The sequence below is a fragment of the Vibrio sp. 10N.286.55.E10 genome (assembly GCF_002872555.1).
Taxonomy (GTDB): Bacteria; Pseudomonadota; Gammaproteobacteria; order Enterobacterales; family Vibrionaceae; genus Vibrio; species Vibrio crassostreae.
This window is the reverse complement of sequence record NZ_MCSD01000024.1, coordinates 189857-215524: the sequence shown is the minus strand read 5'-3', so window position 1 is coordinate 215524 and position 25668 is coordinate 189857. Positions and strand designations below refer to the sequence as shown.

Annotated in this window: 22 protein-coding genes; 8 read left to right on the top strand and 14 right to left on the bottom strand. The window is 43.2% G+C overall.

The features are described 5' to 3' along the window. The first annotated feature begins 171 nt into the window (after positions 1-171). Positions 172-729, top strand: a complete 558-nt coding sequence (locus tag BCV39_RS14815; protein WP_017060062.1) for a PhnA domain-containing protein — start codon at positions 172-174, stop codon at positions 727-729. Between the two features lie 72 nt (positions 730-801). Here BCV39_RS14815 and BCV39_RS14810 read toward each other — a convergent pair whose 3' ends face one another. Continuing rightward, complete coding sequence (locus BCV39_RS14810; protein ID WP_102432514.1) at positions 802-1716, bottom strand: LysR family transcriptional regulator; 915 nt, start codon at positions 1714-1716, stop codon at positions 802-804. A 237-nt stretch (positions 1717-1953) separates the two neighbouring features. Between BCV39_RS14810 and BCV39_RS14805 the strand changes: the two genes are divergently transcribed. Genes BCV39_RS14805 through BCV39_RS14795 form a run of 3 tightly spaced genes read left to right on the top strand, consistent with a single transcriptional unit; the run spans position 1954 to position 4406 of the window. Then, positions 1954-2166, top strand: a complete 213-nt coding sequence (locus BCV39_RS14805; RefSeq protein WP_102432513.1) for a DUF1656 domain-containing protein — start codon at positions 1954-1956, stop codon at positions 2164-2166. A 10-nt stretch (positions 2167-2176) separates the two neighbouring features. Continuing rightward, on the top strand, positions 2177-3037 hold the full coding sequence (locus tag BCV39_RS14800) for an HlyD family secretion protein (protein WP_102432512.1): 861 nt from the start codon (positions 2177-2179) through the stop codon (positions 3035-3037). Between the two features lie 13 nt (positions 3038-3050). Then, positions 3051-4406, top strand: a complete 1356-nt coding sequence (locus BCV39_RS14795; RefSeq protein WP_102432511.1) for an FUSC family protein — start codon at positions 3051-3053, stop codon at positions 4404-4406. Positions 4407-4499: 93 nt separating this feature from the next. Here BCV39_RS14795 and BCV39_RS14790 read toward each other — a convergent pair whose 3' ends face one another. The 5 genes from BCV39_RS14790 to BCV39_RS14770 form a co-directional block, all read right to left on the bottom strand. Beyond that, positions 4500-5786, bottom strand: a complete 1287-nt coding sequence (locus tag BCV39_RS14790; RefSeq protein WP_102432510.1) for a DEAD/DEAH box helicase — start codon at positions 5784-5786, stop codon at positions 4500-4502. 141 nt (positions 5787-5927) lie between these two features. Further along, positions 5928-6668, bottom strand: coding sequence for a DUF1223 domain-containing protein (locus tag BCV39_RS14785; protein ID WP_102432532.1), 741 nt, complete (start codon positions 6666-6668; stop codon positions 5928-5930). Between the two features lie 182 nt (positions 6669-6850). Beyond that, positions 6851-7039, bottom strand: a complete 189-nt coding sequence (locus BCV39_RS14780; protein WP_017059812.1) for a hypothetical protein — start codon at positions 7037-7039, stop codon at positions 6851-6853. 313 nt (positions 7040-7352) lie between these two features. Next, positions 7353-8354, bottom strand: coding sequence for a TerC/Alx family metal homeostasis membrane protein (locus tag BCV39_RS14775; protein WP_048612514.1), 1002 nt, complete (start codon positions 8352-8354; stop codon positions 7353-7355). A 560-nt stretch (positions 8355-8914) separates the two neighbouring features. Beyond that, on the bottom strand, positions 8915-10654 hold the full coding sequence (locus BCV39_RS14770; protein ID WP_102433340.1) for a bifunctional UDP-sugar hydrolase/5'-nucleotidase: 1740 nt from the start codon (positions 10652-10654) through the stop codon (positions 8915-8917). Positions 10655-10892: 238 nt separating this feature from the next. Here BCV39_RS14770 and BCV39_RS14765 point away from each other — a divergent pair, with 238 nt between their 5' ends. Next, on the top strand, positions 10893-12647 hold the full coding sequence (locus BCV39_RS14765; RefSeq protein ID WP_048660204.1) for an ATP-dependent endonuclease: 1755 nt from the start codon (positions 10893-10895) through the stop codon (positions 12645-12647). Positions 12648-12826: 179 nt separating this feature from the next. Here BCV39_RS14765 and BCV39_RS14760 read toward each other — a convergent pair whose 3' ends face one another. Next, positions 12827-13321: a DUF1097 domain-containing protein gene (locus BCV39_RS14760; protein ID WP_102433339.1), complete on the bottom strand. Its 495-nt coding sequence runs from the start codon at positions 13319-13321 to the stop codon at positions 12827-12829. A 204-nt stretch (positions 13322-13525) separates the two neighbouring features. Beyond that, positions 13526-14431 (bottom strand): LysR substrate-binding domain-containing protein, encoded by a 906-nt coding sequence (locus BCV39_RS14755; protein WP_102433338.1) that lies wholly within the window; start codon positions 14429-14431, stop codon positions 13526-13528. Positions 14432-14704: 273 nt separating this feature from the next. Between BCV39_RS14755 and focA the strand changes: the two genes are divergently transcribed. Continuing rightward, entirely contained in the window at positions 14705-16156 is a 1452-nt protein-coding gene (focA, locus tag BCV39_RS14750) for a formate transporter FocA (RefSeq protein ID WP_102433337.1), read from the top strand. 292 nt (positions 16157-16448) lie between these two features. Here the strand turns inward: focA and BCV39_RS14745 are convergent, their stop codons facing one another. The 3 genes from BCV39_RS14745 to BCV39_RS14735 all read right to left on the bottom strand — a co-directional run bounded on the left by BCV39_RS14745 (position 16449) and on the right by BCV39_RS14735 (position 17953). After that, positions 16449-17018 carry a YceI family protein gene (locus BCV39_RS14745; protein ID WP_102433336.1) on the bottom strand — a complete coding sequence of 190 codons (570 nt, stop codon included), beginning with the start codon at positions 17016-17018 and terminating at the stop codon, positions 16449-16451. Then, positions 17015-17554 (bottom strand): cytochrome b, encoded by a 540-nt coding sequence (locus BCV39_RS14740; RefSeq protein WP_102433335.1) that lies wholly within the window; start codon positions 17552-17554, stop codon positions 17015-17017. Before BCV39_RS14740 ends, BCV39_RS14745 begins: the two co-directional genes overlap by 4 nt. Before the next feature lie 153 nt (positions 17555-17707). After that, the gene (locus BCV39_RS14735; protein ID WP_065675359.1) at positions 17708-17953 is read right to left on the bottom strand and encodes a DUF2164 domain-containing protein; all 246 of its coding nucleotides are present in this window, start codon (positions 17951-17953) and stop codon (positions 17708-17710) included. A 252-nt stretch (positions 17954-18205) separates the two neighbouring features. Between BCV39_RS14735 and BCV39_RS14730 the strand changes: the two genes are divergently transcribed. Together BCV39_RS14730 and BCV39_RS14725 are read left to right on the top strand one after the other, a co-directional pair. Then, entirely contained in the window at positions 18206-18841 is a 636-nt protein-coding gene (locus tag BCV39_RS14730) for a hypothetical protein (protein WP_102433334.1), read from the top strand. A gap of 576 nt (positions 18842-19417) precedes the next feature. Then, complete coding sequence (locus BCV39_RS14725) at positions 19418-20155, top strand: EAL domain-containing protein (RefSeq protein ID WP_102433333.1); 738 nt, start codon at positions 19418-19420, stop codon at positions 20153-20155. Between the two features lie 167 nt (positions 20156-20322). On the opposite strand, the gene BCV39_RS14720 is transcribed toward BCV39_RS14725, so the two are convergent. The 3 genes from BCV39_RS14720 to BCV39_RS14710 are packed head-to-tail and all read right to left on the bottom strand — an operon-like array spanning position 20323 to position 25522. Beyond that, the gene (locus tag BCV39_RS14720; protein ID WP_102433332.1) at positions 20323-23382 is read right to left on the bottom strand and encodes an efflux RND transporter permease subunit; all 3060 of its coding nucleotides are present in this window, start codon (positions 23380-23382) and stop codon (positions 20323-20325) included. Then, positions 23379-24434 (bottom strand): efflux RND transporter periplasmic adaptor subunit, encoded by a 1056-nt coding sequence (locus tag BCV39_RS14715; protein ID WP_102433331.1) that lies wholly within the window; start codon positions 24432-24434, stop codon positions 23379-23381. Before BCV39_RS14715 ends, BCV39_RS14720 begins: the two co-directional genes overlap by 4 nt. Beyond that, the gene (locus BCV39_RS14710) at positions 24434-25522 is read right to left on the bottom strand and encodes an efflux RND transporter periplasmic adaptor subunit (protein WP_102433330.1); all 1089 of its coding nucleotides are present in this window, start codon (positions 25520-25522) and stop codon (positions 24434-24436) included. Before BCV39_RS14710 ends, BCV39_RS14715 begins: the two co-directional genes overlap by 1 nt. Between the last annotated feature and the right edge of the window lie 146 nt (positions 25523-25668).

Genomic DNA, 25668 nt, shown 5'->3' with positions numbered 1-25668 from the left:
TCTGTCGTTCGAACAAGTCCCCTAGTTAACCGTTTGCATAAAACTTTAAAACACAAATGGTTGATCTCGGCTAAAATTAATCAAGACAGAATACCGTACGACCTCTTTCTTTATTGTAAATAAAGTGGATAATAGCCCCGTAATTTAATACCTAATAAATGTGAGTCCATTATGTCTTCTGAAGCTACTATGCTAGAACGCTGCCAATCTAAATGTGAACTATGTGGTTCTGATTCTTCTCTTACTGCATACGCAGTGCCGCCACACAGCCACGTAACAGTGGATCACGGCATCATGGTATGTGACAAATGTCTTGGTGAGATTGACGATCCTAAAGATATCAACCACTGGCGTTGTCTTACTGACAGTATGTGGAGCCAGGAAGCGCCAGTTCAAGTAACGGCATGGCGTCAACTTACTCGTCTGAACACAGAAAGCTGGGCTCAAGACGCGCTAGACATGATGTACCTTGAAGAAGAAACGTCAGTTTGGGCACAAATCGGTATGTCTGCTGATGACAAACCTCTTGACGTGAACGGCGTTGAACTTAAGAAAGGTGACGACGTAACAGTAATCAAAGACCTGCCAATCAAAGGTACTAACCAAGTGATTAAGCAAGGTACTGTTATCCGTGGTATCAGCGTTGGTGACGATCCTAAGCTTGTTTCTGGTAAAACAAACGGCGGTCAATCAATGTACGTAATCGCTGAGTTCTGCCGTAAGAAGTAATTCTTCTTTTAGCTGAACAAAATCTAAAAAGGCGCTAATGAATAATTAGCGCCTTTTTAATATCTCAAATTTTCACGACTTAACACTATCTATAAGTTGCTCACGGTACTCTTTAATGACAGACACCAAAGAGCCTTTAATACCACTGACTTGTTTTGAGTGCGGGCACCACAACGCGAATCCAAACTTGAACCCTTCCACCATTTGCGCAGAGTGAATGGGCTCTATTGAATGTTTTGAAAATTCAGAGTCGGTAAAAAAAGCCTTAGGAAGAAGTGCCCACCCAAAACCCTCTTCAAGCATTTTGATCATTAACGAAAGCTGATCGATCTCTTCATAGTCAGAGCTTACGATAATCTTTTCAGACATCCCTTCATCAATCAGAGACTTCAATACGAACTGTTTAGAGTTCCTTAGTGCCACTAATACTTCGTCTTTATCGATATGTGAGAGTTCTCCCCCTTTCTGTCCGAACGGATAGAACTCAAAATGACCAAGGAAAGTAGAATCAAAACTGTGCATCGCTCGGCTATTGTGGGCATTAACAAGTCCAAAGTGATATTCCCCGCTTTGTATCCCTTGTTTGATTTCGTTCTTATTCCTAACCAGAAAGTTCACTCGCATCATTGGGAAATCGTGCTTGAGTCGTTTACGTATATCGACCAACACACGTTGAGGAACGAAACTAGAATACGCGATTGTTATTTTCTCTAACCCACCATAAGAAAGGCTCAACGCCACCTTATCAAAAGTACGTGCTTGCTCAATCGTCTGTTTTGCGTAGTGATAAAGGAGGTGCCCGTCCTCTGTTGGTTCAACAGAGCGCCCGACTCTTTCAAAAAGATTCACCGCCAGATGATCTTCCAAGTTTGTAATCACCTGACCCACGGTCGTTCTGTGTTTATTGAGCTTTATCGCGGCTTTACTGAACGAAAGCTGTTCATAGACAGTCACAAACGCGAGAAGTTGTTCAATACTGAAGTTCATTTTGATGTGCTTACTTTCTTAGTCATGCATATGAGGTAGAAAAATATCTACTGCATCAGAATAATAATGATAAAAAGACGGAGCTAAATAGCTAATGATTTGTGCCTTTTGCTAACTCTTCTTCCTAGTATATACCTAAACCTGTCTGTATTTGATGGATCTGATCCTCTATATACGATTATTAACATCACCGCATTTCCTTTATCGTTACCTTCTTAAAACGATAGAGACAGACCCATGAACACAATGCCACATGAACTCGTGTGGGGTGAGATCTACTTCCCTCCTTTGCTATTGGTTATCGCGTTAGCTTATGTATTGACGATATTGACTGGCTCAATCGCGACAAAACTTGGGCTATATAAATATGTCGCTTTTCCTGCAATTGCCGAATTAAGCCTAATCGTGATTTTCGTCGGCGTTATCGGTCAATTCATTACCATCTTCTGAGGCATTCACCTTGATTAAACGTTATCTCATCACGCTACTACTGGTCGTTGCCGCAAGCTCTGTGGTTTATAGCTATTACCAATCTTATTCGAGTAATCCCTGGACTAGAGATGGTCAGGTTAGCGCATACATTGTTTCAATTACTCCCCGAGTTACAGGGCAAGTGACTAAAGTCCATATTGAGGACAACTCACAGGTGGCTAAAGGTGACTTGCTGTTTGAGATCGATCCAAGCATTTATCAAGCGGCCTACAATAAAGCGTTAGCGACACAGATACAGGCTCGCGCGCTCTTAGCAAAAGCTAAAAACGAAGAGCAACGCGCGTTGAACTTAGAAAAGAGAACGCCCGGCGCTATGCCAGTGCTGACATTGAATAACCTGAATAACGCGGTTGAGACAAATGCAGCTAACGTTGCACTAGCAAAAGCCAACGTTGAAGAAGCGCATTTAAATCTTGAATACACAAAAGTGTACGCGCCAACCAACGGTTACATCACGAACTTAAACCTACGAGAAGGCTCTCAAGTCGTCGCCAATACACCGGTAGTTGCATTGATCGATGAAGACAGTTTCTGGATCGAAGGTTATTTCAAAGAAACTGATCTGGTGAATGTTGGCCCTCACGACAAAGCGCTTGTCACTCTTATGATGCACAACAATATTCAATTGGAAGGCCATATCAAAAGCATTGGCTTTGGTATTGCAACACAAGACGGCAGCACAGGTAATGACCTTCTTCCTAACGTGAACCCAAACTTTCAATGGATTCGTCTTGCTCAACGTATACCAGTCAAAGTAGAGCTTGATAACGTGCCTGAAGACCTACAACTTCGTGTTGGCATGACAGCTTCACTCAAAATAATCAAATAGTTGGATGGCTTTTATGTTCAGTGCATCAACCAAAGAAGCCATTAAAGCGGCTCTCGCTATTGTTATCTCTATCTGTGTTGCGTTGTGGTTTCAATGGGAGAAACCTTATTGGGCGGCAATTGCGGTTGCGGTCATGGCACTGAACGAGAGCTTTGCTCATTCAATCAACAAAGGTCATAACCGATTAATGGGCACCTTATTAGGGACTGGTTATGCCTTTTTCTTGATTGCGATGTTTTCGCAAGACCGCTTTCTATTTCTGATGTTTTTCACCTTATTTCTCGGTACATGCATCTTCATGTCGAGTGATGAAAAATACGGTTATGTCTTTTCAATAGGCTTTGCGGTTTGCTCCATCATCTCTTGTATGGGTGGATTCGATAACCAAATTACATTCTATTTTGCAGTGCTTCGAATACAAGAAACTCTATTAGGTGTTATCACCTTCTCGATTGTTTATCGTCTGATCTGGCCTGTAAACACTGAGCAGAACTTTGTACAACGATTTGAAACAAGCAGAGAAACGCTGATAACAGCAATGAGCGATACCAACAACCTTGATATAGAAGCCTTAGAGTCCAATACCGCTAATATTGAAAAGCTCTATCAACTGTTGGATTTGCCGCTCGCTGGGAGTTATCACCTAAAAGAAAATATTCACGCATGGCGTTTACGAATCAACGAAATGGCGCATATTCAAGAGCGTCTGCTTGAACTCGCCTCGGGTGAACGGACTCAAGCTATTGATTGGGTCGCTCTCACCCAAAAGATGGAAAAACTCGAATTAATGGCGCCAAACACATCATTAATTGATGATGTGCCATTTGTGATGAGTGAGAAGAAAAACGTTTCTTGGCACCACGAGCACCGTACGTTTGTTCAACACCTTAATGAAGATGGGAGAAAAGTCTTACAAGGTGTCTCGATGTTCGTCACGTCGTTATTGGTTTGGATATACCTGCCTGTACCGGGTGGTTTTGTTTTCCCGATGATTGCTGGCATATTTTCTTCAATGCTTCCAACTATGCCGCCAAGTGTTATTAAGGATGCGTTTTTTGGTGTCATTGGAACGGGCACGGTTATCTTGCTGCAATATATCTTTATCATGCCGATGATGACTGAATTGTGGCAATTGGCGTTGTTCTATTTCATCAACAGCATAGTGATATGGAAAGTGTTTGCGACACCTAAACTTATGATGCATCGAATACTTGGTATAAACCTGCTAGTCGTACTGACATCTGGCGCGCTTAATCTAACACCGGTTTATCAGATTCAAACACCATTGCTAATGTTAACCACACTGCTCATCATTTTGATGATAGGAAAATTATTCACAGACCTATTTAGAGTCAAAAGTATCGCTTAGTCTCGTTACGCGGAATCGCTTAACTTGAGATAAGAAAAACAAAAAAGGCGCAATTAAGCGCCTTTTGAATGTCTATTGCTTACTGACTCAATATCAGTTATTTCTCAACCAAACATCTTGGTTTTTAGGTGCTTTCTTCTTTTTCTTCTTGCCTGTGCCAGCCGGTGGCGCAACGGGTTTTAGTGCAGCAACAAGTTCAGCGGTTGCCTCTTCATCCACTTCAAAACCTTCAATTTGCTCACGCTCAAGACGGATTTTGTTCTTCTTCTCAATGATTGTGAAGTGATGGTAATCTTCGTGGTCGATCAAAGATAGCGCTAGACCAACCTCACCCGCACGACCACTTCGGCCAATACGATGCATGTAGTCTGATGGGCTACGCGGTAGGTCAAAGTTGATTACTACTGGTAGCTTTTCGATATCCAGACCGCGTGCTGCGATGTCTGTCGCGATAAGAACGTCAATCTCGCCAGATTTGAAATCTTCAAGAATACGAGTACGTGAACCCTGCCCTTTATCGCCGTGGAATACTTCTGCGATGATACCGCGCTTGTAAAGCTTGTCTGCAAGGTGCTCACAGCTGTTCTTCGCGTTTACGAAGATCAGTGCTTGGCGCCATTCGTGCTGTTGAATCAGGTGTGCTAACATAGCTGTCTTACGGCCTTTTTCGACTTCAAATACACGTTGAACCAGTGTGCTTGCATTAGCACTTTGAAGTTGGACTTCAATTGGGTCGTTCAGTAATTCGTGAGTCAACGTTTTAACTTGCTCAGGGAAAGTCGCAGAGAACAACAGAGTTTGCTTCTTGCTTGGCAGCAGCTTCAAGATCGCGTCGAGCTCTTCTGTAAAGCCAAGGCTCAACATACGGTCTGCTTCATCAAGCACTAACGTTTTTACTTTATCGAGTTTGATAGCGTTGCTTGAGATTAGATCAAGCAAACGACCCGGTGTTGCCACCAAGATATCTGTACCGCCACGTAGCGCTTGCATCTGAGTGTTCACCGATACACCACCGAATACACAAACAGTTTTGATTGCACCGTTGAAATGTACTGCGTAAGACTTAACGCTATCGGCAACTTGCTTAGCAAGCTCACGTGTAGGAACTAAGATAAGACCAGAAACATAGTTACCTTTGCCCGAACGACGGTCTAAAGGTGCATCTTCATGGATCTTTTGTAACAGTGGAAGTGCAAATGCTGCAGTTTTACCTGAACCTGTATTTGCGCCTGCAATTAGGTCGCGTCCTGCTAACACACTTGGAATAACTTGCGCTTGGATAGGCGTTGGCTGTTGGTATTCAAGCTCGGTAAGACGAGCCATCAAAGGAGAGATCAAGCCAAGATCAGAGAAGTTGGTTGGTGTTGTGGTGTTAGTCATTAATTGCAGGAACTCAAAGCTAAAATAATAGCGCGCTATATTAACGTATTTCAGCAGTATTACGTAACTAAATCGCCCCTTTCTCTCGTGTTTTAGCAATTAGCCCCAGTACAACACATCCAGTATCAAGTTATCGCAAATTTAGTTAAGCCAACCCGCTACCGTTTGCTCTGGCGTGTACGAGTTGAGCTCAGTTAACCACACGGCTACAGCATCTGGCGTGGCGACTAACGGGGAGAAGTCGATATTGAATTGCCAATCAGACTCACCACGTTGATAGCCGTCGTAAACCACGACAAAATCGTGCTCAAGTTTCTTACCTCTGTTCTCGCCCCCTTTAACGCTGGTGACTTCGTTCATCGCCAACAAGGCAATATGAGCGACATAATCCCCTTTGCCTTCGTAACTCACGCTGAACGTATCGCCTTTATGGTTCACTGTTAATTTGGGATTAGTTTGTTGTTGGAGCGAAGGCAACGTTCTGTCTAGCCAATTAAAGTAACCACGCCACTCTTTTCCATCGACAACGAAGCCCGGTGTATAGACGCCACTTGTTACCCCATAAGCTTTGTACAAACGTTGCTTCTGACTGAATGCCTTGCTGGCGAACTTATCGCCCCAACCTAGGTAATCCCAATAATCGACGTGATAGGCAAGCGGAATGACTTGTGTCCACAATTTTGGATGGTCTTCAAAAGTACTGAGGTAAGCATCAGCAGGCGGACAACTCGAACAACCTTCAGAGGTGAACAGTTCGATAACCTGTGCAGGTTGCCCTTCGTTACTCCATGTTTGTGCATTCGACACTGAAGAATAGAAGCCGATCGGTAAGGTAAATAAGCAAAGTTTAATCAATGATGAATTGCGTTTGGCGTGTGACATACCGAGATCCTTGTACAAAGCGAATTGATTGGCGCTCAAATACAGACCGTTATGCCTAGGTTTTTCTTTCAGGTGCTTAGTTTGCGAAGAGATAGAGTTTATTTCAGATACAAAAACGCCAGCTAAGAAGCTGGCGTTTTTAAAATTCTGTCTTTCTTTTATTCTATGCGTTTACGCTGAGATTAACGGTTGATACCGATATCGCGTTGCATGTGACCTGATAGGTCGCTTGCGTAGTAACTACGTGGAGAGTTGTCTACGAAAAGAATATCGAAAATGTGTGCAATCAATCCTTTGAAGTTAACCGAGTAGGTCTTCTTATCCATAGAGTTAGGAACAGCGATAGTATTCATTTGTACTGCTTGAGCCATGATTGCCTCTCTATAAATTTATTAATGTGTTTCGTTCTGATGACAAGAATAATAAGTGATCTTTTGCAGGTTAAAAAATGACTAAAATTAGATTTTGGAATTAGTTTTTCTAATAAAACAAACCATTAACAACACCACAAAATAGATATGCATACTATATGAGTATAAATTCAATATAGTGTTTAAATCATGCATTTAGTACAAATACCCCGCAAAAAAAAGTGGTCAATGTCACAGAAAATTTACATAAATAAATTTTCCACTTCATCAGCCACGTGTTCATTATCAACTTTTCGATAAGTTATATTTGTTTTTAATTTACTTGTTCAATGCCTGGCTTCTTCGCATAAACCGACGCTATAACCGCAATCGTCATAGTAGAAATCAGCACAGCGAGCGACCAATACGTTGGGATAGCCCACTCACTGTCAACCAATAGCATTTTCACACCGATGAACACCATGATGAATGCCAGTGCCGGTTTCAAGTAGATGAACTTGTCCATCATACCTTGCAGTACAAAATACAACGAACGAAGGCCAAGTAACGCAAATACGTTTGCCGCTAATACCAAGAACGGTTCTTGTGTTACCGCAAAGATCGCAGGGATAGAGTCCAATGCAAACATCACGTCCATGACTGCAATCGCACCGATTACCAACATCATTGGAGTGAATGCCCATTTAGCACCCTGTTTAACCATTAATGCAGGGCCATGGAAATCCTCTGTTACCGGCATCACTTTACGAAGTAGCTTTTCAGGCAGTGTATTCACACTCTCCTCTTCGCCCTTGTCTAAAGCCAGCTTAATACCTGTACCAATCAAGAACGCAGCGAACACGTAAAGTACCCAGTGGTATTCAGCCAATAGTTGTGCGCCTAGTGCGATCATAATTGCACGAAGCACCAATGCACCAATTACACCCCAAAGAAGCGCACGAGGTCTTAAATGCTCAGGAACTTGGTATTGAGCAAAGATCATCGCAAAAACAAACAAGTTGTCTACGCTAAGGGATTTTTCTAACAAGTAACCCGTAATGAATGACACTGTTGCTTTTTGCGCTGTGTAGTCACTGTTCGGCGCATAAATGTCCCAAAACAGATAAATAGAGCCAGCAAACAAAAACGCGAGTACAAACCAGAAAACACTCCAGATTGCCGCTTTCTTAATAGTAACGTTGCCGCCACGAGTCTGATAGATATCAATAGAGACGAGAATAACCGTCAGCAGGAAAAAGCCCGCATAAGTCGTCATGATTGGCGATGAAAAAAAGGATTCACTATTTGTAGATAATAGAGATTGAGTTGAGTTCATTATTCCTCCGGGCGGAAGAACTGTATAAGACCTTCCGCAAACAAAGCATATCAAGCTCCATTACGGATCTTGACTGTGATTGCGTTGGTCTCGTTGAAGTGAAATATGGGATTTCACCTTTACATACCGGATAGACTCTTGGCCTAACGAGATGACGATATGTAAACTTGCGCTAACTACTCCCCAAACGCGTGGATAATAATCCTCTGATTGTGTTTCGTCTATATAAATTTGCACGGAAAAAGCAAAAAAGGAGCAATCTGCTCCTTTTTTATTTCTTCCACTTTCGCTTGGTATAGCGTGTATTGATAATAGGAATACTGCGACTGTTCAAAAGCTAGTCTTATCCAGAATGCAACACCATTATAAACCTGTAGTCGGCACCAAATACACTAACGCTGACCAAACAGATACCCAACCTACAACAGCTACCGCATCTAACCAATCTTTCTTATCCATGCAAATCTCCACAAGAAGGGACCTGCAGAGATAAAGCATAAACGATGCCAATTTTATAAATAAGCCAAGGTAATGATGCTAAGTATCTGTATCACCTGTGGTTATCTGAAACAATCCATGCAATTCAACGGTTCATTGTGTTGAAGCGACTCTGGGTGGTCTTGTAAAAACGCAATGAAGCAGTCTGCCATGGAGTCAGTAGTTACCGTGCCATCGCCTATCATATCCAACACCGCGTTATAGCCCTCTTTCCCTTTCATGGTGTAGGCTGATGATGCTCCGCGATAAACACGTTCACGCGAAACAGATTGCCAACCGGCGTCTTCAGAGTGGATTTCAAGATTGTGAATTCTGTGCCCTAGAGGTGCTTCTTTGTGGTAACAGAACCTTAGGTTATGTGTGTAAGGGAAGCTACCCGACCCCGTACCTACCACACCGTTATCCAATGCGTTATTGATTGCGCCTTCCAGCATGCCAGCGATCGTTTCACCTCTGACTTCATACACACCAATAGGTACGGCAAACGGTAGTAGTTTTCCGGCAATATCGGCAACCGAAACATCGCCGCTATTCAGTGAGTTTCTCACTCCACCAGAGTTGTGGATGGCAAATTCTACCGCGTGTCCTTTCTTGTTCATCAGATAATGGAACGACTGGGCAACCAACGGCGCAAGTTGGCTTGGCCCTTGTTCATCTGGGATACGAACATGGCGAAGTTTACTGTCAGCATGAGCAATCACTTGCTGCTGAAGCTTACGAACTCGCGGCTGGTATTTATCCGTCAGAATGCTATGCAATTCAGGATCTTTCTTACATACAGCGATATTCGGGTGGTTGTTCAAAAACTCACACGCCATATCATGTGCGTCGTCTTGCCCTACTTCACTCAGTTTCGCGTCTATAAAGAGTCGACGACCTAATAACAGTTCGTTCTTACCATTGAAGTGCGTCACTTTACCTTGAGAATCGAACTCAATTTCGCAGTGTCCTAGGCTCATGGCGTGGAAACCCGCTTGCACAACATAGGTATCGCCAATTTTCACACCGTATTCATCATCTTTAACTAAGCCGATATCAGAGAAATCACCTTGTAAGCGATGACTATGACCACCAACGATGACGCCAATACCTGTTACGTTAGCTGCTAACTCTAAATCAGCTTCGTAACCAAGATGGCTAAGTAACACAATCTTGTTGATGCCTGCTTGATGAATTTGCTCAATGGTCGCTTTTGCCGTTTCCAAAGCATTTTCAAACGGTGTATCGGTATCTGGGTTAGCGATGCCTGCCATCTTGTCGATGCTTAAGCCGAATATTGCGACCTTCTCGCCGTCAAATTCTTTCGTTATAAAAGAAGCACTTCGTGTTTCAGGCAGATAAGGCTTAACAATGTCGTTGTCCGCTAGCGTATGAGTTTTATTGATATCCTCATTCGATAGATTCCAGTTACCGGCCAACAGTGGGAATTTGATTCTTTTCGCGAAAATCGCAACGGGCTCATTACCCATGTCTAACTCGTGATTACCGAGCGTCATGGCATCTATATTGAGGGCATTCAACAAATCGGCGTTGGCTTTTCCTTTGAATAAAGAAAAGTACAAAGTGCCCTGGAAGCAGTCGCCAGCGTGTAGGAACAAAGTTCCAACCTTCTGGCGCTGGGCATCTTGTTCTATTTGTTTAAAGCGTGCTGAAATTCGAGCAAAGCCACCAGCACTGACATAAGGTTCAATGATGTGGTTGTTCATTTTAAGTGATAGCTGTAACGAGGTTGGTTCAAAGTATGAGTGGGTGTCGTTGATGTGTGCCAACACTATTTTTGTCGGCTTATTCTTTTTAGTCATATTTTCTTCTCTCTTAGTCCCTTCATACTAGGTCGAGAATCATGACAGAATCGTGAATTTTATGAAACTGCACTGCAAAAAAATACTCGAGATAGATCAAAAATCTCATTTTGCACCGTATTAATAAACAACGGGTTTTGTGACAGGTGAGCATACCGGATTTGGTTTTTTCGATTATGATTAAAGATATCTGTTAGCTTTCAAATAATTAGCAGAGCCTTTCGTTAGGAGTAAGCCTATGCAACTAGAAAGAATCGAGATTTCTGGCTTTCGAGGTATCAAGCGCATGTCACTCGCGTTTGACGAGCTAACCACGCTTATTGGTGAAAATACTTGGGGTAAGTCTTCATTATTGGATGCCCTTTCCGTCGTTCTGCCCTCAGACGGTGTGCCATATCACTTTGAAATGACCGATTTTCATGTCGATTACTCTGTTTCACATCCACAGTCTCAACATCTTCAAATTGTTCTCGCCTTAAAAGCTAACGATAAGAGCGAACTTAACGCAGGTCGTTATCGCAAACTCAAACCTATTTGGGTCCAGGATGAGTTTGGTGTATTTCGCATCTACTATCGAATCAGCGCGACGCTAGAACAGTATGAAACAACCACACACTATGCATTTCTTGGTTTGGATGGTAATCCGCTCAAGCTTCATCATTCTGAAAAGCTCGCTCAAGAATTAATGACCTTACATCCTGTCATCCGTTTGCGTGACGCAAGGCACTTTGATCGTCCCTTCAACGGCAAGTCTCTTAACCACAATGCTCACCTTCCTAGCAATGGTCACGCGAATAATGCCAATTCAAACGGGAACGGGAATCATCAAGCGAGCAATGGCAATAGCACAAATGGAAACGGCGCTAATAATGGCAATGGACGTCAGGCAAGAATAGAAAAGCGAATCGACAACACCTGCCGTCGTCTAATGGCGATACCCGGTCATGTTAATAAAGGTGAAATGCGCAGTAGCCTAGAGTCGATGCAAAGTTTGATTGAACACTATTTTTCTTTTAAAAGTACTTCTCGTCGTAACCCTAGAAAACAGCGAGACGGATTGCTTTATTCGGCGGGTGCCAATGATCAGAGTATTCATCAACTTGTTGAAGAAACCAAAAACAAACAGACTCGTTTATTATTCATGGGGTTACTCAACGCTTATCTACAAGCTAAAGGGCCAAACGACTTAAGACGATGTGCTCGCCCACTTTTGATCCTTGAAGATCCAGAAGGTCGATTGCACCCAACGCACTTGGCAAGGGCTTGGAGTTTAATGCAGAAGTTGCCCATGCAGAAAATACTCACTACCAACAGTGGCGATCTACTTGCTGCTGTCCCACTTCAATCAATTCGTCGCTTAGTTCGTCAGTCCGACAAAACCCTCGCCAACCAACTCAACATGAATCACTTCAGTAAGGATGAACTTCGTCGAATTGGTTTTCATATCCGTTTCCACCGCTCAGGGGCACTGTTTGCTCGCTGTTGGCTATTAGTAGAAGGTGAAACCGAGGTTTGGTTGTTCAATGAACTGGCCAACCAATGTGGCTATAACCTAGCCGCGGAAGGGGTGCAGATAATTGAGTTCGCTCAATCGGGACTTAAGGCGCTGATTAAGGTTGCACAAGAGTTTGGCATTGATTGGCATGTTGTGACTGACGGCGATGCCGCTGGTAAAAAGTATGCCGCGACAGTGCTATCGAAACTCGGTAATGATCAGGAAAGACATCGACTCACCGAACTGCCTGATAAGGATATCGAGCATTACTTATATATGAACGGGTTTGAGAGCTTTTTCCGTGACATGGTTAAGATTCCATACGATCACCCTATCCCTCCGAAGAAAGTGGTCGCCAAAGTATTGAAGAAACACGCAAAGCCCGACCTTGCACTCGCCATTGTTTCTCATTGCGAGAATCAAGGACAAGAATGCATTCCGCTTTTATTAAGGTGGACATTAAAACGCGTGATCACCATGGCGAACGGAAATACCTAAGCATAATTTTTTATAGATGCTATCAGTTGCTCTACTGATGAAATCTTTAGTTTATTATCTTAACCAAAACCAAAAAAGGCACACCAGATGGTGTGCCTGTATAAATCGATATACAAATTAATTGGGGGTTATCTTGCAAGAGTTCACAGTAACTAGAGCATCATTGCTTAACGTATTCGTTACGCCTTTGCTTGCTTAGCGTGTTGTTCAACAACTTCCGAAGATTGAGTCGATTTCTCGTGAAGCCATAGCCCCGTTGCTTTCATCAAGTATCCAAATACACCACCAAGCAGTAAAGATGGTACTACAAGTTGCCAATCGCCACCTGCAGCAAACGTCGCACAGCAACCAATAAAGGTTCCGGGGATATAACCGAGCCACACTTGTTTTGCTTGAATACACATAAAGAAAGCCACAATAGCAGTAATCATGTAGCCTAAAATCTCTAACCCTGCGAAGGTTGAGCTTTCGATAATCACCATTGCCCAGAATACGCCTGTCATGTTGGTCAATAAGCTTCCTGCTAGTCCTTTAACACCGCCTGTTGGCGAAGCAAAGTAACTTGTGCAACCTAAGAAACCTGCCCATGACAATAAGCCAAAAGAGATAGCTATCCATCCCCATAGACCTGACAAAATACCTGTTGTTAATGAAATCGCGACTAATGTACTCATACTATTTCTAAAGCCTAATTACGTAATTGAACGCAATCGGATTTAGCCTCACTTAAAATCAAGTAAGCATACTATGGTAAGAACGCCTTCATTTAGACGATCTTGATCACATTAATAATGTACGCGAATGTGCATTTATCACCAGATAGAGACCGGAATCGCTTATTCAACACAATCGGTTATCAGCATTCTATCAATTTATCGTTACAGAACTGACGGTTTGCCTTTCATCATTCGCTTACCTTCTCGCTTAATACACTCAGCAAGTGGGTTCTCTGCCATGTCGGCACGCCAAATGAATGAAAGCGTACGCTCCATTTCAAGCTCAGGAACATTCAACGTCACCAGTTGCCCTGATTCAACAAACTGTTCGACATCTAGATAAGGTAAACACGTTAAATATGGGCCGTTTGCAACCAAACTTCTTAAAACAGGAACGTGTTCATACTCTCGCCAAACATCGAGATCACCAATTAAATGGTGAATAGAGCTATCAAAAACTTTGCGAGTACCCGAGCCGTGTTCGCGTAATACCCACTTCGCTTGCTCTAACTGTGCCAAACTCACTCGTTCACGCTTCGCAAACGGGTGATGAGCCGAAGCAACCACCGTTAAATGGTCAGTACACCATACTTCTTGGTGAACTCGATTGTCATCACAACGACCTTCGATAACGCCCAGATCGTATTGATAATCCAATACACCATCAATGACAGCATCGGTACTTTGCACGCCGAGCGAGATTCGCATCTCAGGAAAGTCGTTATCAATAATACTGATGAGATCCGGAACGAGGTGTTCCGCTGGAGTTTGGCTAGCACCTAATTTGAGTTCGCCACTCAACAAATGCTGCTCATAGAAACCCATCTCAATTTGCTGTGCGTCTTGCAGTAAACGCTTCGCTTTTGGTCTTAACCACATGCCCCAATGAGTCAGGGCCATTTGCTTTCCCTGCCTTTCAAACAAAGGTCTGCCGAGCATTTTTTCCAACTGTGCAAGAGACATACTTGTCGCCGACTGAGTCAACGCCAATTTGTCTGCTGCCAGACTAACGCTCCCGGAGTCTGCTACTGCATCAAATACCGCGAGTTGCTTTAATGAATAACGCAAAATTCATCCTTAATGCTTTTAATTATTTGTGTCCTGATGCTCATTTTTTATTAAGCCGATGAGCAATCAATTTCATTCTACGCGTAACCAAATCTATATCAATAAATTTGATGTGGTTTCTAAAAATTATCAATTTTACCTCTACCCCTCAACGCCCTAATCTGGAATGGCAGGACACAAGAGGCCCTGCAAAACACAATTGATTAACCATTACGGATTAACCAAGTCATTAACACTAGGAATTACACATGACGGATTGTTCAAGGGGGGGATATGGCAACCAGCACTTCTGAAAATCATCAACTGTTCTCACCAACAGAAATGATGGCGGAAGCAGAGAAGTTTGCATTAAGCAAAGCAAATAAAACCAGCAGCATGACATTGAGTTTAGCAATCATGGCTGGTGCATTCATCGGGCTTGCTTTTCTATTCTACATCACGGTAACCACGGGCAGCGCTGATGCTGGATGGGGATTGAGTCGCTTAGCCGGCGGTCTTGCATTCAGTATGGGTTTGATCTTGATTGTGATTTGTGGTGGAGAGCTGTTTACCAGCTCAGTGTTATCAAGCATCTCATGGGCTAACAAGCAGATCACCTTCACTAAGATGCTGTCAATCTGGGGCAAGGTGTATGTCGGTAACTTTATCGGTGCCATGTTCCTATTAGCTTTGGTAAGCGCAGCAGGTTTGTATCAACTGGATGGCGGGCAATGGGGCTTAAACGCTCTGAACATTGCTCAACACAAGCTACACCACAGCCCTGTTCAAGCATTTGCTTTAGGTGTGCTTTGTAACTTGTTGGTGTGTTTAGCGATTTGGTTAACGTTCAGCTCTGCTAATGCAATGACCAAGGCAATGATGACCGTACTACCCGTAGCAATGTTCGTAAGCTCAGGCTTTGAGCACTGTGTGGCGAATATGTTTATGGTTCCTCTGGGCATCACAATTCAAGCATTCGCACCAGAGAGTTTTTGGATGCAAATTGGCGCGACACCAGCCCAGTACGCAGACCTGAACATCATGAAATTTGTCACCGCAAACTTAATACCAGTGACAATCGGCAACATCGTAGGTGGTTCGGTATTGGTCGGCTTAGCCAATTGGAGCATCTACCGTCGCCCACAACTTAAAGCAGCAAAAATTACCGCTATTACACAAACAACAGAAATTACGTCAGTTAAGGAAATTACTATGAACACAGCAACGACTATCAAGCAAATCATGAACACTCAGCCTATGACACTAAGCGTAGAAATGCCTACATCAGTGGCAATTGATTCACTTTTAGACGCTCAACTTGTTAGCGCTCCTGTTTGCGATGTTGAAGGTCGTCTGGTTGGTATCTTCTCTGTTCATGACGTAATGGTGGATCTTTGGTGCCAAGATTACATCCCAACTAAAGGCCAGAAAGTCGTAGACTTAATGAGCCGTGACGTTGTGGCTATCGATGCAAACGACAAGCTAGTAGACGTTGCTGAGTTCTTATGCATCGACAAAGAGCAACTTTACCCGACAACAAGCATGGGCTTCGCGACTCGCCTGACTTCTCTTTCTCTAGAAGAGCGTGCAAAAGCGATGAAAGTTAGCCAACCACATATGCTTCCAGTGTTAGAAAATGGCGTAATGGTGGGTGTGTTGACTCGCATTGAAGTGATGCAAGCATTGCGTCCAATCTACGGTGACCGACTAAACGTGGTTCCTCAAGCTGAACTAGAAACGGCTTAACTAATCGTAAGTTGAACTATTAGGGATTAGTAGTTCAATTAGATAACTCAGTCATGGCAACGTTGACTGGCAGAAGTAAATGGAGGCTTAAAACGCAACTCAAGGTTTGACACAAAACAGATCTAAACGCGTGGCCATTTACCTCAATAAAAAAGGCGCAAAGTCATTACTTTGCGCCTTTCTCTATTTCTAGCTACTTGTTCTTTTTCTAACTAACCTGCTAGTTGATATCGACCAAACTTTTGATGTTTCTAAAAATGTTGATACCAGTCAGCAACTATTGATAGCTAGATTACTTCTTTACACCTTCAACGTGTAGATCCATATCTACGTAGCTTGAAGCGCCCATTACTGGAATGTTGAAGTCAGCAAGCTCTAGACGAGTTGTACCAACGAAACCAGCACGCTCACCGCCCCATGGGTCTTGACCAGCACCGATGAATTCAGCTTCGATAACGATAGGCTTAGTTACGCCGTGAAGTTTAAGGTCACCCATAACTTCAAGTTTGCCGTCACCTTTATCGACCACTTTTGTGCTGTTGAATGTTGCGTCTGAGAATTTACCAGCATCGATGAAATCGCCGCTACGGATATGCTTATCACGCTCTGCGTGGTTTGAATCAAGGCTTGTAGTGTCAACCGTTACGTTTACTGTAGACGCTTCAACGTTGCTTTCATCAAATGAGAAGTCACCTGAGAATGTGTTAAAACGACCTTGGATAAAGCTGTAACCTAGGTGGCTAACTTTAAAGTTAACTGAAGCATGCGCACCTTTTGTATCAATCACGTAATCAGCGGCGTTCGCAGCGAAAGGCATTGCCATTGCAAATGCTAATCCTGTAGCGATAATTGACTGTTTCATTTTGAAGCTCCTATCATTTTTCGTAGCGTATCGTCTTTGTCGATAATGTGGTGTTTTATCGCCGCTAAGGCGTGCACTGATGCCATAATGATCAGTACCCATGCAGCATAGTAGTGAATCGTTCCTGCGAGATCAGATTGGTTTGCAAACAGTTCACCCATACTTGGTACAGTGAACCAATTGAATACGTCGATCCCGCGGCCGTCTGATGTTGAAATCAAATAACCTGAAATAAATAAAACCGCTAAGTTAATGTACATAAAGCCGTGAGCGATCTTCGCTGCAGCAACTTCATAGCTTTTACCTTCCACCTTAGGTGACACGGTAACCAATTTCCAAACCAAGCGGATAACGGTAACTGCAGCCAAAAGAATGCCTACCGAGCGGTGATAGTCTGGTGCTGTTTTGTACCACTCGCTGTAATATGAAAGATCAACCATCCACAGGCCTACACCAAATAAGCCAAATATTGCGAGTGCTGAAATCCAATGCATCGCTCTTGCTAAAGGGTTGTAATTTCTAACGTTGTTGTCCATGCATCTCTTCCGAATGTTAACGAGTGGTGAAGTTTTGCAAAGCGTACCCTACACCGAGTTTGTGTAACATAGTATTTACCAAGCTTTACATTGGTAACATCATTTCAAATTAAACGAGTTATTCAAATTATTTGAACAAGTTTGGGGTTAACATTAAATTTCAACGATTTGTTCAATCTCGTAAAGCTCATCAGAGATGTCTAACATCTTACGCTCCATCACCTTTTGAGCGTCTTCTATCCCCTTGTTGTAGTAGACCGCACCAAACTTTTTACTGATGAAGTCGACTAAGAATTCCGTGTCGAACTGACCGAGTTCTACATCAAGTTCATCTTGCATGTACTTTTGAAGGGCATGGGTAAGCTCAGACTTTTGCTTCGAATCTAATTGAATAGTCATGAATGTTTCCAAGTAAAGAGTAAGTAGATAAATCGTTATTAGCTAACTAAACTATAATCGTGGTAACTAACTAGAATTCCTCATAATTTAGAATACAGACCATTGAAGTGCCAGTGCTATCCATAAAATCACGTGGCAATGGCTAATTTTGATAGAGAGATCAAGAACTCACACTTTGACGATAGGTAACGGAGCCACAATTACCGTACTATTGCCCATCAATAAGATAGTAACCGTGTATAAGGGACTTCATTGTTATTAGATCTAGTGATTAAAAGCGTTAATCAATTTCAGGACGATTGCCTAAAGCTCTGTGAACGCCACTACCCGACAGTACACAATCAAGGGATCAGTGAGCACCATATAGGTAAGGCATTTGCCCGCCGGATGGAGCACACCTTCGTTAGTTTTAATCACGCAAGCAACATCAGCCCACTTGAAATGCTCTCCTCTGGCGAAACGCCTCGACACTTCCGAATATCTTCTGAGATAGGTACGGTTTGGATGATCAGTCATCATATGGTGAGTGCAGGGAAAACCTGTCGCAGAAAATTGATGTTGGACATCCATAATTGGCAACAAGAGTATGGATTTTCTATTCAACCGAGTGACGTTTTGATCATTGTTTCCGACCATTGGATTAGCCGAAGTAAAAACAGTGGTGAGTTATTGCATTGGTGGATGGGTGAACTCCCAGACGAGATCACTGAATATAGCCAACAAGGCATCACGCTAAGAGAGAGTGATTCTCAATTCGCCACTGAATTAAATAGTAATTTTAAAATCAGCCCTTGCTTTATTAAATTCGGACATCCTCTCAAACGGTCAGGAAATCAACAATTAGTTCGTAAATACCTGCAACTTTATGCCGTACTTCAATGGCAGTAACAATATGGGTCAACTTTTTCACTCCATCTTTAAAGTAAATAGTTAGACCTTCATCCCAATACTTTATAAGACCCAATTCAAACCCTGCCCAATAATCAATCAAAGTTTATCTTCTTTAAAATAATAACTTACACGCTCATCGTTGATATTTTGAGAAGTAGATATCATTTATATGCAAACAGAGCTGTTTGTTAATATCGTAACTTTGACATTCCCCCATAACTTAAGGCTTTGCCCCTACTTTTACCTGGTGTATTAGCGCTGAAAACATATATTGATTGACGTTGATATGAGAAAGATTACTCAGGGATTAAATTCACAATAATCATTATTAATGGTGAATGATAAGTAATTTTAATGACTAATATCAATTATCATGCTGTTTTTTCGTTAATTATATTTATTTAAATATTGACTCTACAAATGAGTTTTTATTAATTGACAATTTACTTACACCTGTCAATATTGTGACAGCCGCGACATTTACGTCCGCCATTGAATAAGCCCTCTTTACTAGCGACTATGATTTTATCAGACAGAAGTGAATTTATTAGCTGTATATCCGTAGATGCTGATATGCAGTTCATTGCGAAATACCAAGACCTGACGCTTAGAAGTGTCTATCAGCCTATATTCGATTCTTCTATGACTCAAATAGGCGTGGAAGCTTTGGTGCGCATTTCAAATAACAAAGGTGATACCGTTCGTCCCGATCACTTCTTCCATTCAGACGAAACCTCATGCACAGACAAAATTAATGTAGAGAGGTTGAGCCGAGCAATTCATATCCGCAACTTTGCGCAATCAAATGTTCGTCATCTAAACCTGTTTTTGAACGTTCTTCCAAACGTAGGTGAGCTGTTTGCTGCAGAGAAAGTAAGTGACAGCTTGCTAGCCAAACGCCTTCACGAGCTCAACCTTTCGTGCGAGCAAATTGTAATGGAATTGGTTGAACTCAATGTCGAAAGCGAAGAGCGTTTAAAAGACGCAGCCCTCTCACTTGCAGATAATGGCTTTCAAATAGCAGTCGATGATTTCGGAACACAAGCATCAACCGAGCAGCGCGTTCGCCATATCAACCCTCATATAATCAAGATTGATCGCTCTGTTATGTTGGACTTTGAACAAGGTGAAACTCAAGAAATGACCTTGGTACTCGATCTTGCAACCCAAATTGGCGCAAAGACAGTGATTGAAGGCATAGAAACCCAACAACAACTCGAAGCGATGCAGAGCCTAGGCTTCGATATGTATCAAGGCTATCATTTGGCCATGCCAAAACCGATTGAGTTGGATATACGCCTCGCAATCTAGCACTGCCTCTATTTCCGACAAAGCCGCTTTACCATTGGTAAGCGGCTTTTTTAATGTTTATCTATTCGTACCCTTTGCCACTCTCACGTGTCGTCAAATCACACGTATAAAAAAGCCCAGTCAAAACTGACTGGGCTGGCTTAAAAGAATCTGTTTTATATCATTCCCTAATAACCCGCAGTGGACGGTTTGATTCTATATAGAATAGCGAACATCACTGGTACTACTATTAGCGTTAGTACTGTAGCAAAGCCTAAGCCTGCCATGATGGTAATCGCCATCGAGCCGAAAAATGCATCGAATACCAAGGGAATCATGCCCAAGATAGTCGTAAGTGCTGCCATAGATACCGGTCGTACACGACTGATCGCGCTGTCGACAACCGCTAAATATGGGTCTTTACCTGTTTGTAGCTCACTGTTGATCTGGTCAAGCAGTACGATTCCGTTCTTCAAAATCATGCCGCTTAGACTCAATAAGCCTAGGAACGCCGTGAAGCTGAATGGCATATTGGTACCTAACAAACCAATTGAAACACCAATGATAGAGAGCGGGACCGTAAACCAAATCACAAGCGGCTTGCGAACCGAGTTAAACAGAAGCATCGTGATGATAAACATCAGCAAGTAACCCATTGGCAGTGAGCCAAACAGAGATTCCTGCGCATCTTTAGAGCTTTCGTACTCACCGCCCCAGCTAATGCTGTAGCCTTCTGGTAAATCTAATGCTTCTACCTTTGGTTTCACACGAGCAAACAGACTCGCTGGCGTTTCATCACCAAGAACATCGTGATCAGCCAATACCGTTAGCGTACGTTTTCTGTCGCGACGCTGAATCAGTGGCTCAGACCATTGAAGTTCTACGCCATCAATCACTTGCTCAACTGGGATGTAAGTTTGTAGTGAGGGACTCCAAATCTTCACATTGTTCAGTGATTCAAAGTCAAAACGCTCTTCTTCAGGCAGGCGTGCCACGATAGGTAACATGTGCGTACCATCACGCAGTAAGCCGATGTTATAACCACCAAACGCCATCTGTAGTGTCTCAGACAGATCCGCCTTTGAAATGCCAAGGCGACGTGCCTTTGATTCGTTAAACAGTGGCACGAGCTCTTTGGTGCGTTCACGCCAGTCATGGCGCACATTTCGAGAGCCAGGATCGGCAAGTAAGATATCTTCGACTTCAACCGCAATATTACGCAGTACTTGTGGATCGGCGCCGATAATACGCGCTTCAATTTTTGAAGCTGGTGACGGGCCAAACTCAATCAACTTGAATTGGAACGTCGGTTGTTCAAATTCGTTTGCTAAGTCTTTGTCTAGCGCCGCTAGAGCCTTAAACATAGTGTCACGGTCAGTCGTTCTTACTTGCAACTGGGCGTAAGCTTCGTAGCTTTTCTCTGGTTGGTATGTCAGAGCGAAACGTTGCATGCCCTGCCCAACCGTTGTGGTTACAAACTCTACGTCGTCTTGTTGACGAATGTAGCTTTCAACCTTCTCAGTCTGCTTGATAGTTTCACGAACATCGGTACCTTCTGGCATCCACATGTCGACGTAGAACATCGGTGTGTTTGATGGCGGGAAGAACTGTTGCTTCACCATACCAAAACCAACAATTGATGCAGCTAGCAGAGCAATCATGCTCACTACCGTTAACCATCTGAAGCGCAATGCTAATTTCAGAGACGCGCCGAATACAACAAACAGGATACCTTTGTAAGGGTCTTCGTTTTCATCGACCTTGTCTTCTTCTTTTAGCAACATCTCAGCAAGGAATGGCGTTAGTGTTAGTGCCGTAACCCAACTTAAGAACAATGAGAAACACAATACCCAGAACAGTGAGCCCATAAACTCGCCTGTCGCGTCTTTCGATAAACCAATCGGCGCAAAGGCTGTAATAGCGATAATGGTCGCACCTAGCAATGGCCATTGTGTTTGCTTCACGATGTCTTTCGCCGCTTGAAGCTTGGTTTTGCCTTTCTTCAAGCCAACCAAAATACCTTCAACGACAACAATCGCGTTATCCACCAGCATACCCAGCGCGATAATCAGTGCACCCAGTGAGATACGATGAAGCTCAACATCGTTGTAGTCCATAAGAATGAAGGTACCGAATACCGTCAATAGAAGAACCAAACCAATGATCAAACCACTACGTAAGCCCATTGCGAACAGAAGTACGATGATAACAATCGCTACCGCTTCAACGAGGCTGATTAAGAAGTCAGCGACTGATTTGTCTACTTCTTGCGCTTGGTTATAGAAGTAATTCAACTCAACACCGGCTGGCTTAATGCTTTCTAAGCGATCAAGTTCCGCATCAAGCGCATTACCAATCTCAACCACGTTTACGCCTGAAGAGAAAGCAATACCTAAGTTGATCGCTGGTTTACCATTGTACGTTAATACATTGCCCGGCTTTTCTTGAATACCACGAGTCACTTCAGCGACATCTTTCAAACGAATGAGGTTACCCGTATCACGACCATGAATGATCAGGTTTTCTAGCTCTTCAACCGTGCTCAATGTGCCGTTTGGCTTGATCGCTAGGCTTTGACCATTTAGCATCACCTCGCCCGCTGATATCACACTGTTTTGTTGTGCGAGCAGTGATGTCACAGTCGACATATCTAAGTTCAATGCGGCTAAACGTTCTAGTGACATCTCAACGAACAGTTGCTCTTGTTGATCACCGGCAATACTTACCTTGCCGACCCCTTCAACCAGTTCAATTTCGCGAGTTAGATAATCTGCGTACTGTTTTAGCTCTACGTAATCATAGCCATCACCTGTCAACATAATCATCACGCCAAACACATCGCCAAAATCATCAATGATCTGAACAGAGTTAACACCACTAGGCAGAGTTGGCTGTAGATCGTTGATCTTTCGACGCATTTCATCCCAGATTTGTGGTAGCTCATCCGGACCGTAATCCATCTTCATGCTAACCATAATTTGAGACATACCATTCGATGAGGTCGATGTGATCTTATCGATGTAAGGCAGTTGTCGTATCTCTTTTTCAAGCGGGTAAGTCAGTTCTTCTTCAACTTCCATAGACGTAGCGCCAGGGTAAGTTGAAATAATCATTGCATCTTTAATGGTAAAAGCTGGGTCTTCTAAACGGGATAGATTACCAAAAGACGTCACACCGCCAATGGCCAAAATGACGAGAAACAGCCAGCTGATTACTTTGTTCTTTATTGAATATTCTGCGATGTTCATTCTGCTTTTCCTGACAATTGGATTCCGTCACGGAGTTTTCTTAGATTCGAATTTACGAGTAGCTCACCTTGCTCAACACCATGAGCAATAAGTGCACCTTGGCCGCTGATCTTGTCGACTTCCACTTCGCTTTTGAATGCTTGGCCGTCTTCCATTTTCCACACGTAAAATTGGTTCGCTTCGGCGCCCGCTTGTAGTGTCGTCATCGGTAACTGATAACCTTGAACATCGCTCAGGCCCGCTTTCGCCATATCCACATTAACCGTGACGCTCGTGCCCGGCAGAATTTCACTTTCAGGTTGTTGCATCTGCATCCAAAACTCGTATGTACGTGATTGTGGGTGCAATTCACTGGTGTGCTCAAGATACGTCAGTGGGTATTGCCCGGTGTGGCCGCCAAAGGTTGCCTCTGGACGATAGCTATTTGAACGTATCTCTGGGCTAATTGATGCCAAGATAGAATCTGATATTTGAATTCTTACATACACCTTGTCGTTCTGGTATACGTTAAGTAGCGTCTCGCCGGGAGCCGTGTTTTCGAATCGTTGTTTATCGACAGTTGAAACTGTTCCTGGAAATGGCGCTAAAAGCTCCGTGTAACTTAGCTTGCGTTTTGCAGCCGCCAAATTCGCCGACGCCAGCTTGTAGTTAGCCGTCAGTTGATCGTGTTCTGATTGCGATAACATCTCACTGCCAAACATCTCCGTGCCACGGGCCAACTGTTTGCTCGCCAGTTTAAATTGAGATTTGGCATCAGTAAGATCTTGGAGGTACGTTGCGTTATCTAAGGTTGCTAATAATTGCCCTTTTTCGACGTTATCACCCGCTTCTACTAATACTTGTTGAATCTCACCTGATAGCTTAAATGCCAAAGGAGTCAATTCTGCTGGCATCACCTGTCCATTAAAGCTTCTGAACTGTTCAGTCAGCGGTGCGCCAACTTCAAAGGTAGAAACCAACAAAGACGGTTGTTCACGGTGTACAGCCTCATTGTTACAGGCTTGAAGTAATAAAGCCGATGCGACAACGACTGATAATTTAGATAGGTTCATTAGATACCGCCCTCACGAAGCCAAGCTTTTACTTGCTGTCCGTCTGATAACACATCGACACCGGCTTCTACGATAAGATCGCCAGACGCTAATCCGCCGATAACTTTGCCTTTCTCGTCAAGAAGAACTTGAACTTTTGAAATCAATTGCGAATCTGGGTTGTAGCGCCATAGTTCACCTTGTTCTGCTTCTTTGCTTAACCAAGCTGAATCAACTATGCCAATACCGTAGTCCGATCTGTTTTTCTGAACTTCAACTTGTGCCGTCATACCAGAAAGCAGATTAATACCCTCAGGTTTCTTGATAGACACAACCGCTTGGTAGCTGTTGGTGTCTTCGTCTGGTTGCGTTGAAATCTCTTTAAAACGCGTTGGGATACGAATACCGCGGTGGCCATCCATCACAACCCACATGTTTGAGTTGGTTAGGTCTTGAATAGAACGGTCTTCAAGCTTTGATACCGGAATAGAGAAAGTCACATCCATCTCGCTGTGATTCAAAATATTAAGAACCGGCTGCTTTTCAGCGATTAACTGATATTGCTTACCAAATACCATCGATACCACGCCATCGAATGGAGCAACTAATGTGGTGTAACCAAGGTTTGTTTGTGCTTGGTCCAACTCAACTTCAGCGGCAGTAAAGGTGTTTACGGCTTGGTCGTAGTAATCCGTGCTCACAAGCTTCTTCGAGTACAACTCAGACGCTTGCTTGTATTGGCTGTTCGCCAGATCAAATTTTGCTTGTGCTGCATCAACGGCAATACGGTAATCCGTCGCATCTAACACGGCTAGCACCTGGCCTTTCTTCACCTCTTGCCCCATACGCACAGAGAACGTTTCAATATCTCCGCCCACTTGGAAAGAAAGCGCGGCACGGTCGGTCGCATCCACTTTTGCGATAAAGCTATCAAGCTCGATATCCGTCTGCTGAGGGATCTCAAACAGCTTTACTGGCTTAACAACTTGAACCGTTTCTTCTGACTGAACCTTGTTACATCCGGTCAAAGAGCCTGCGAGTAATAGTGCAGCAAACGCCACTCCTATCTGCTTACCCGTCTTTGCTTGAATAGACAAATTGGACTGCATGATGCATCTCCATTTAATTATTATGATTTATTACACAGGTGGGCAGTATATTTAATATTAAATAATTCTCAAGCTTTACTTTCCACTTGTGCAGTATTTTTTATTTCAGTAAAAACAGTGTAGAATGTGGTAATCAGGTAAATATG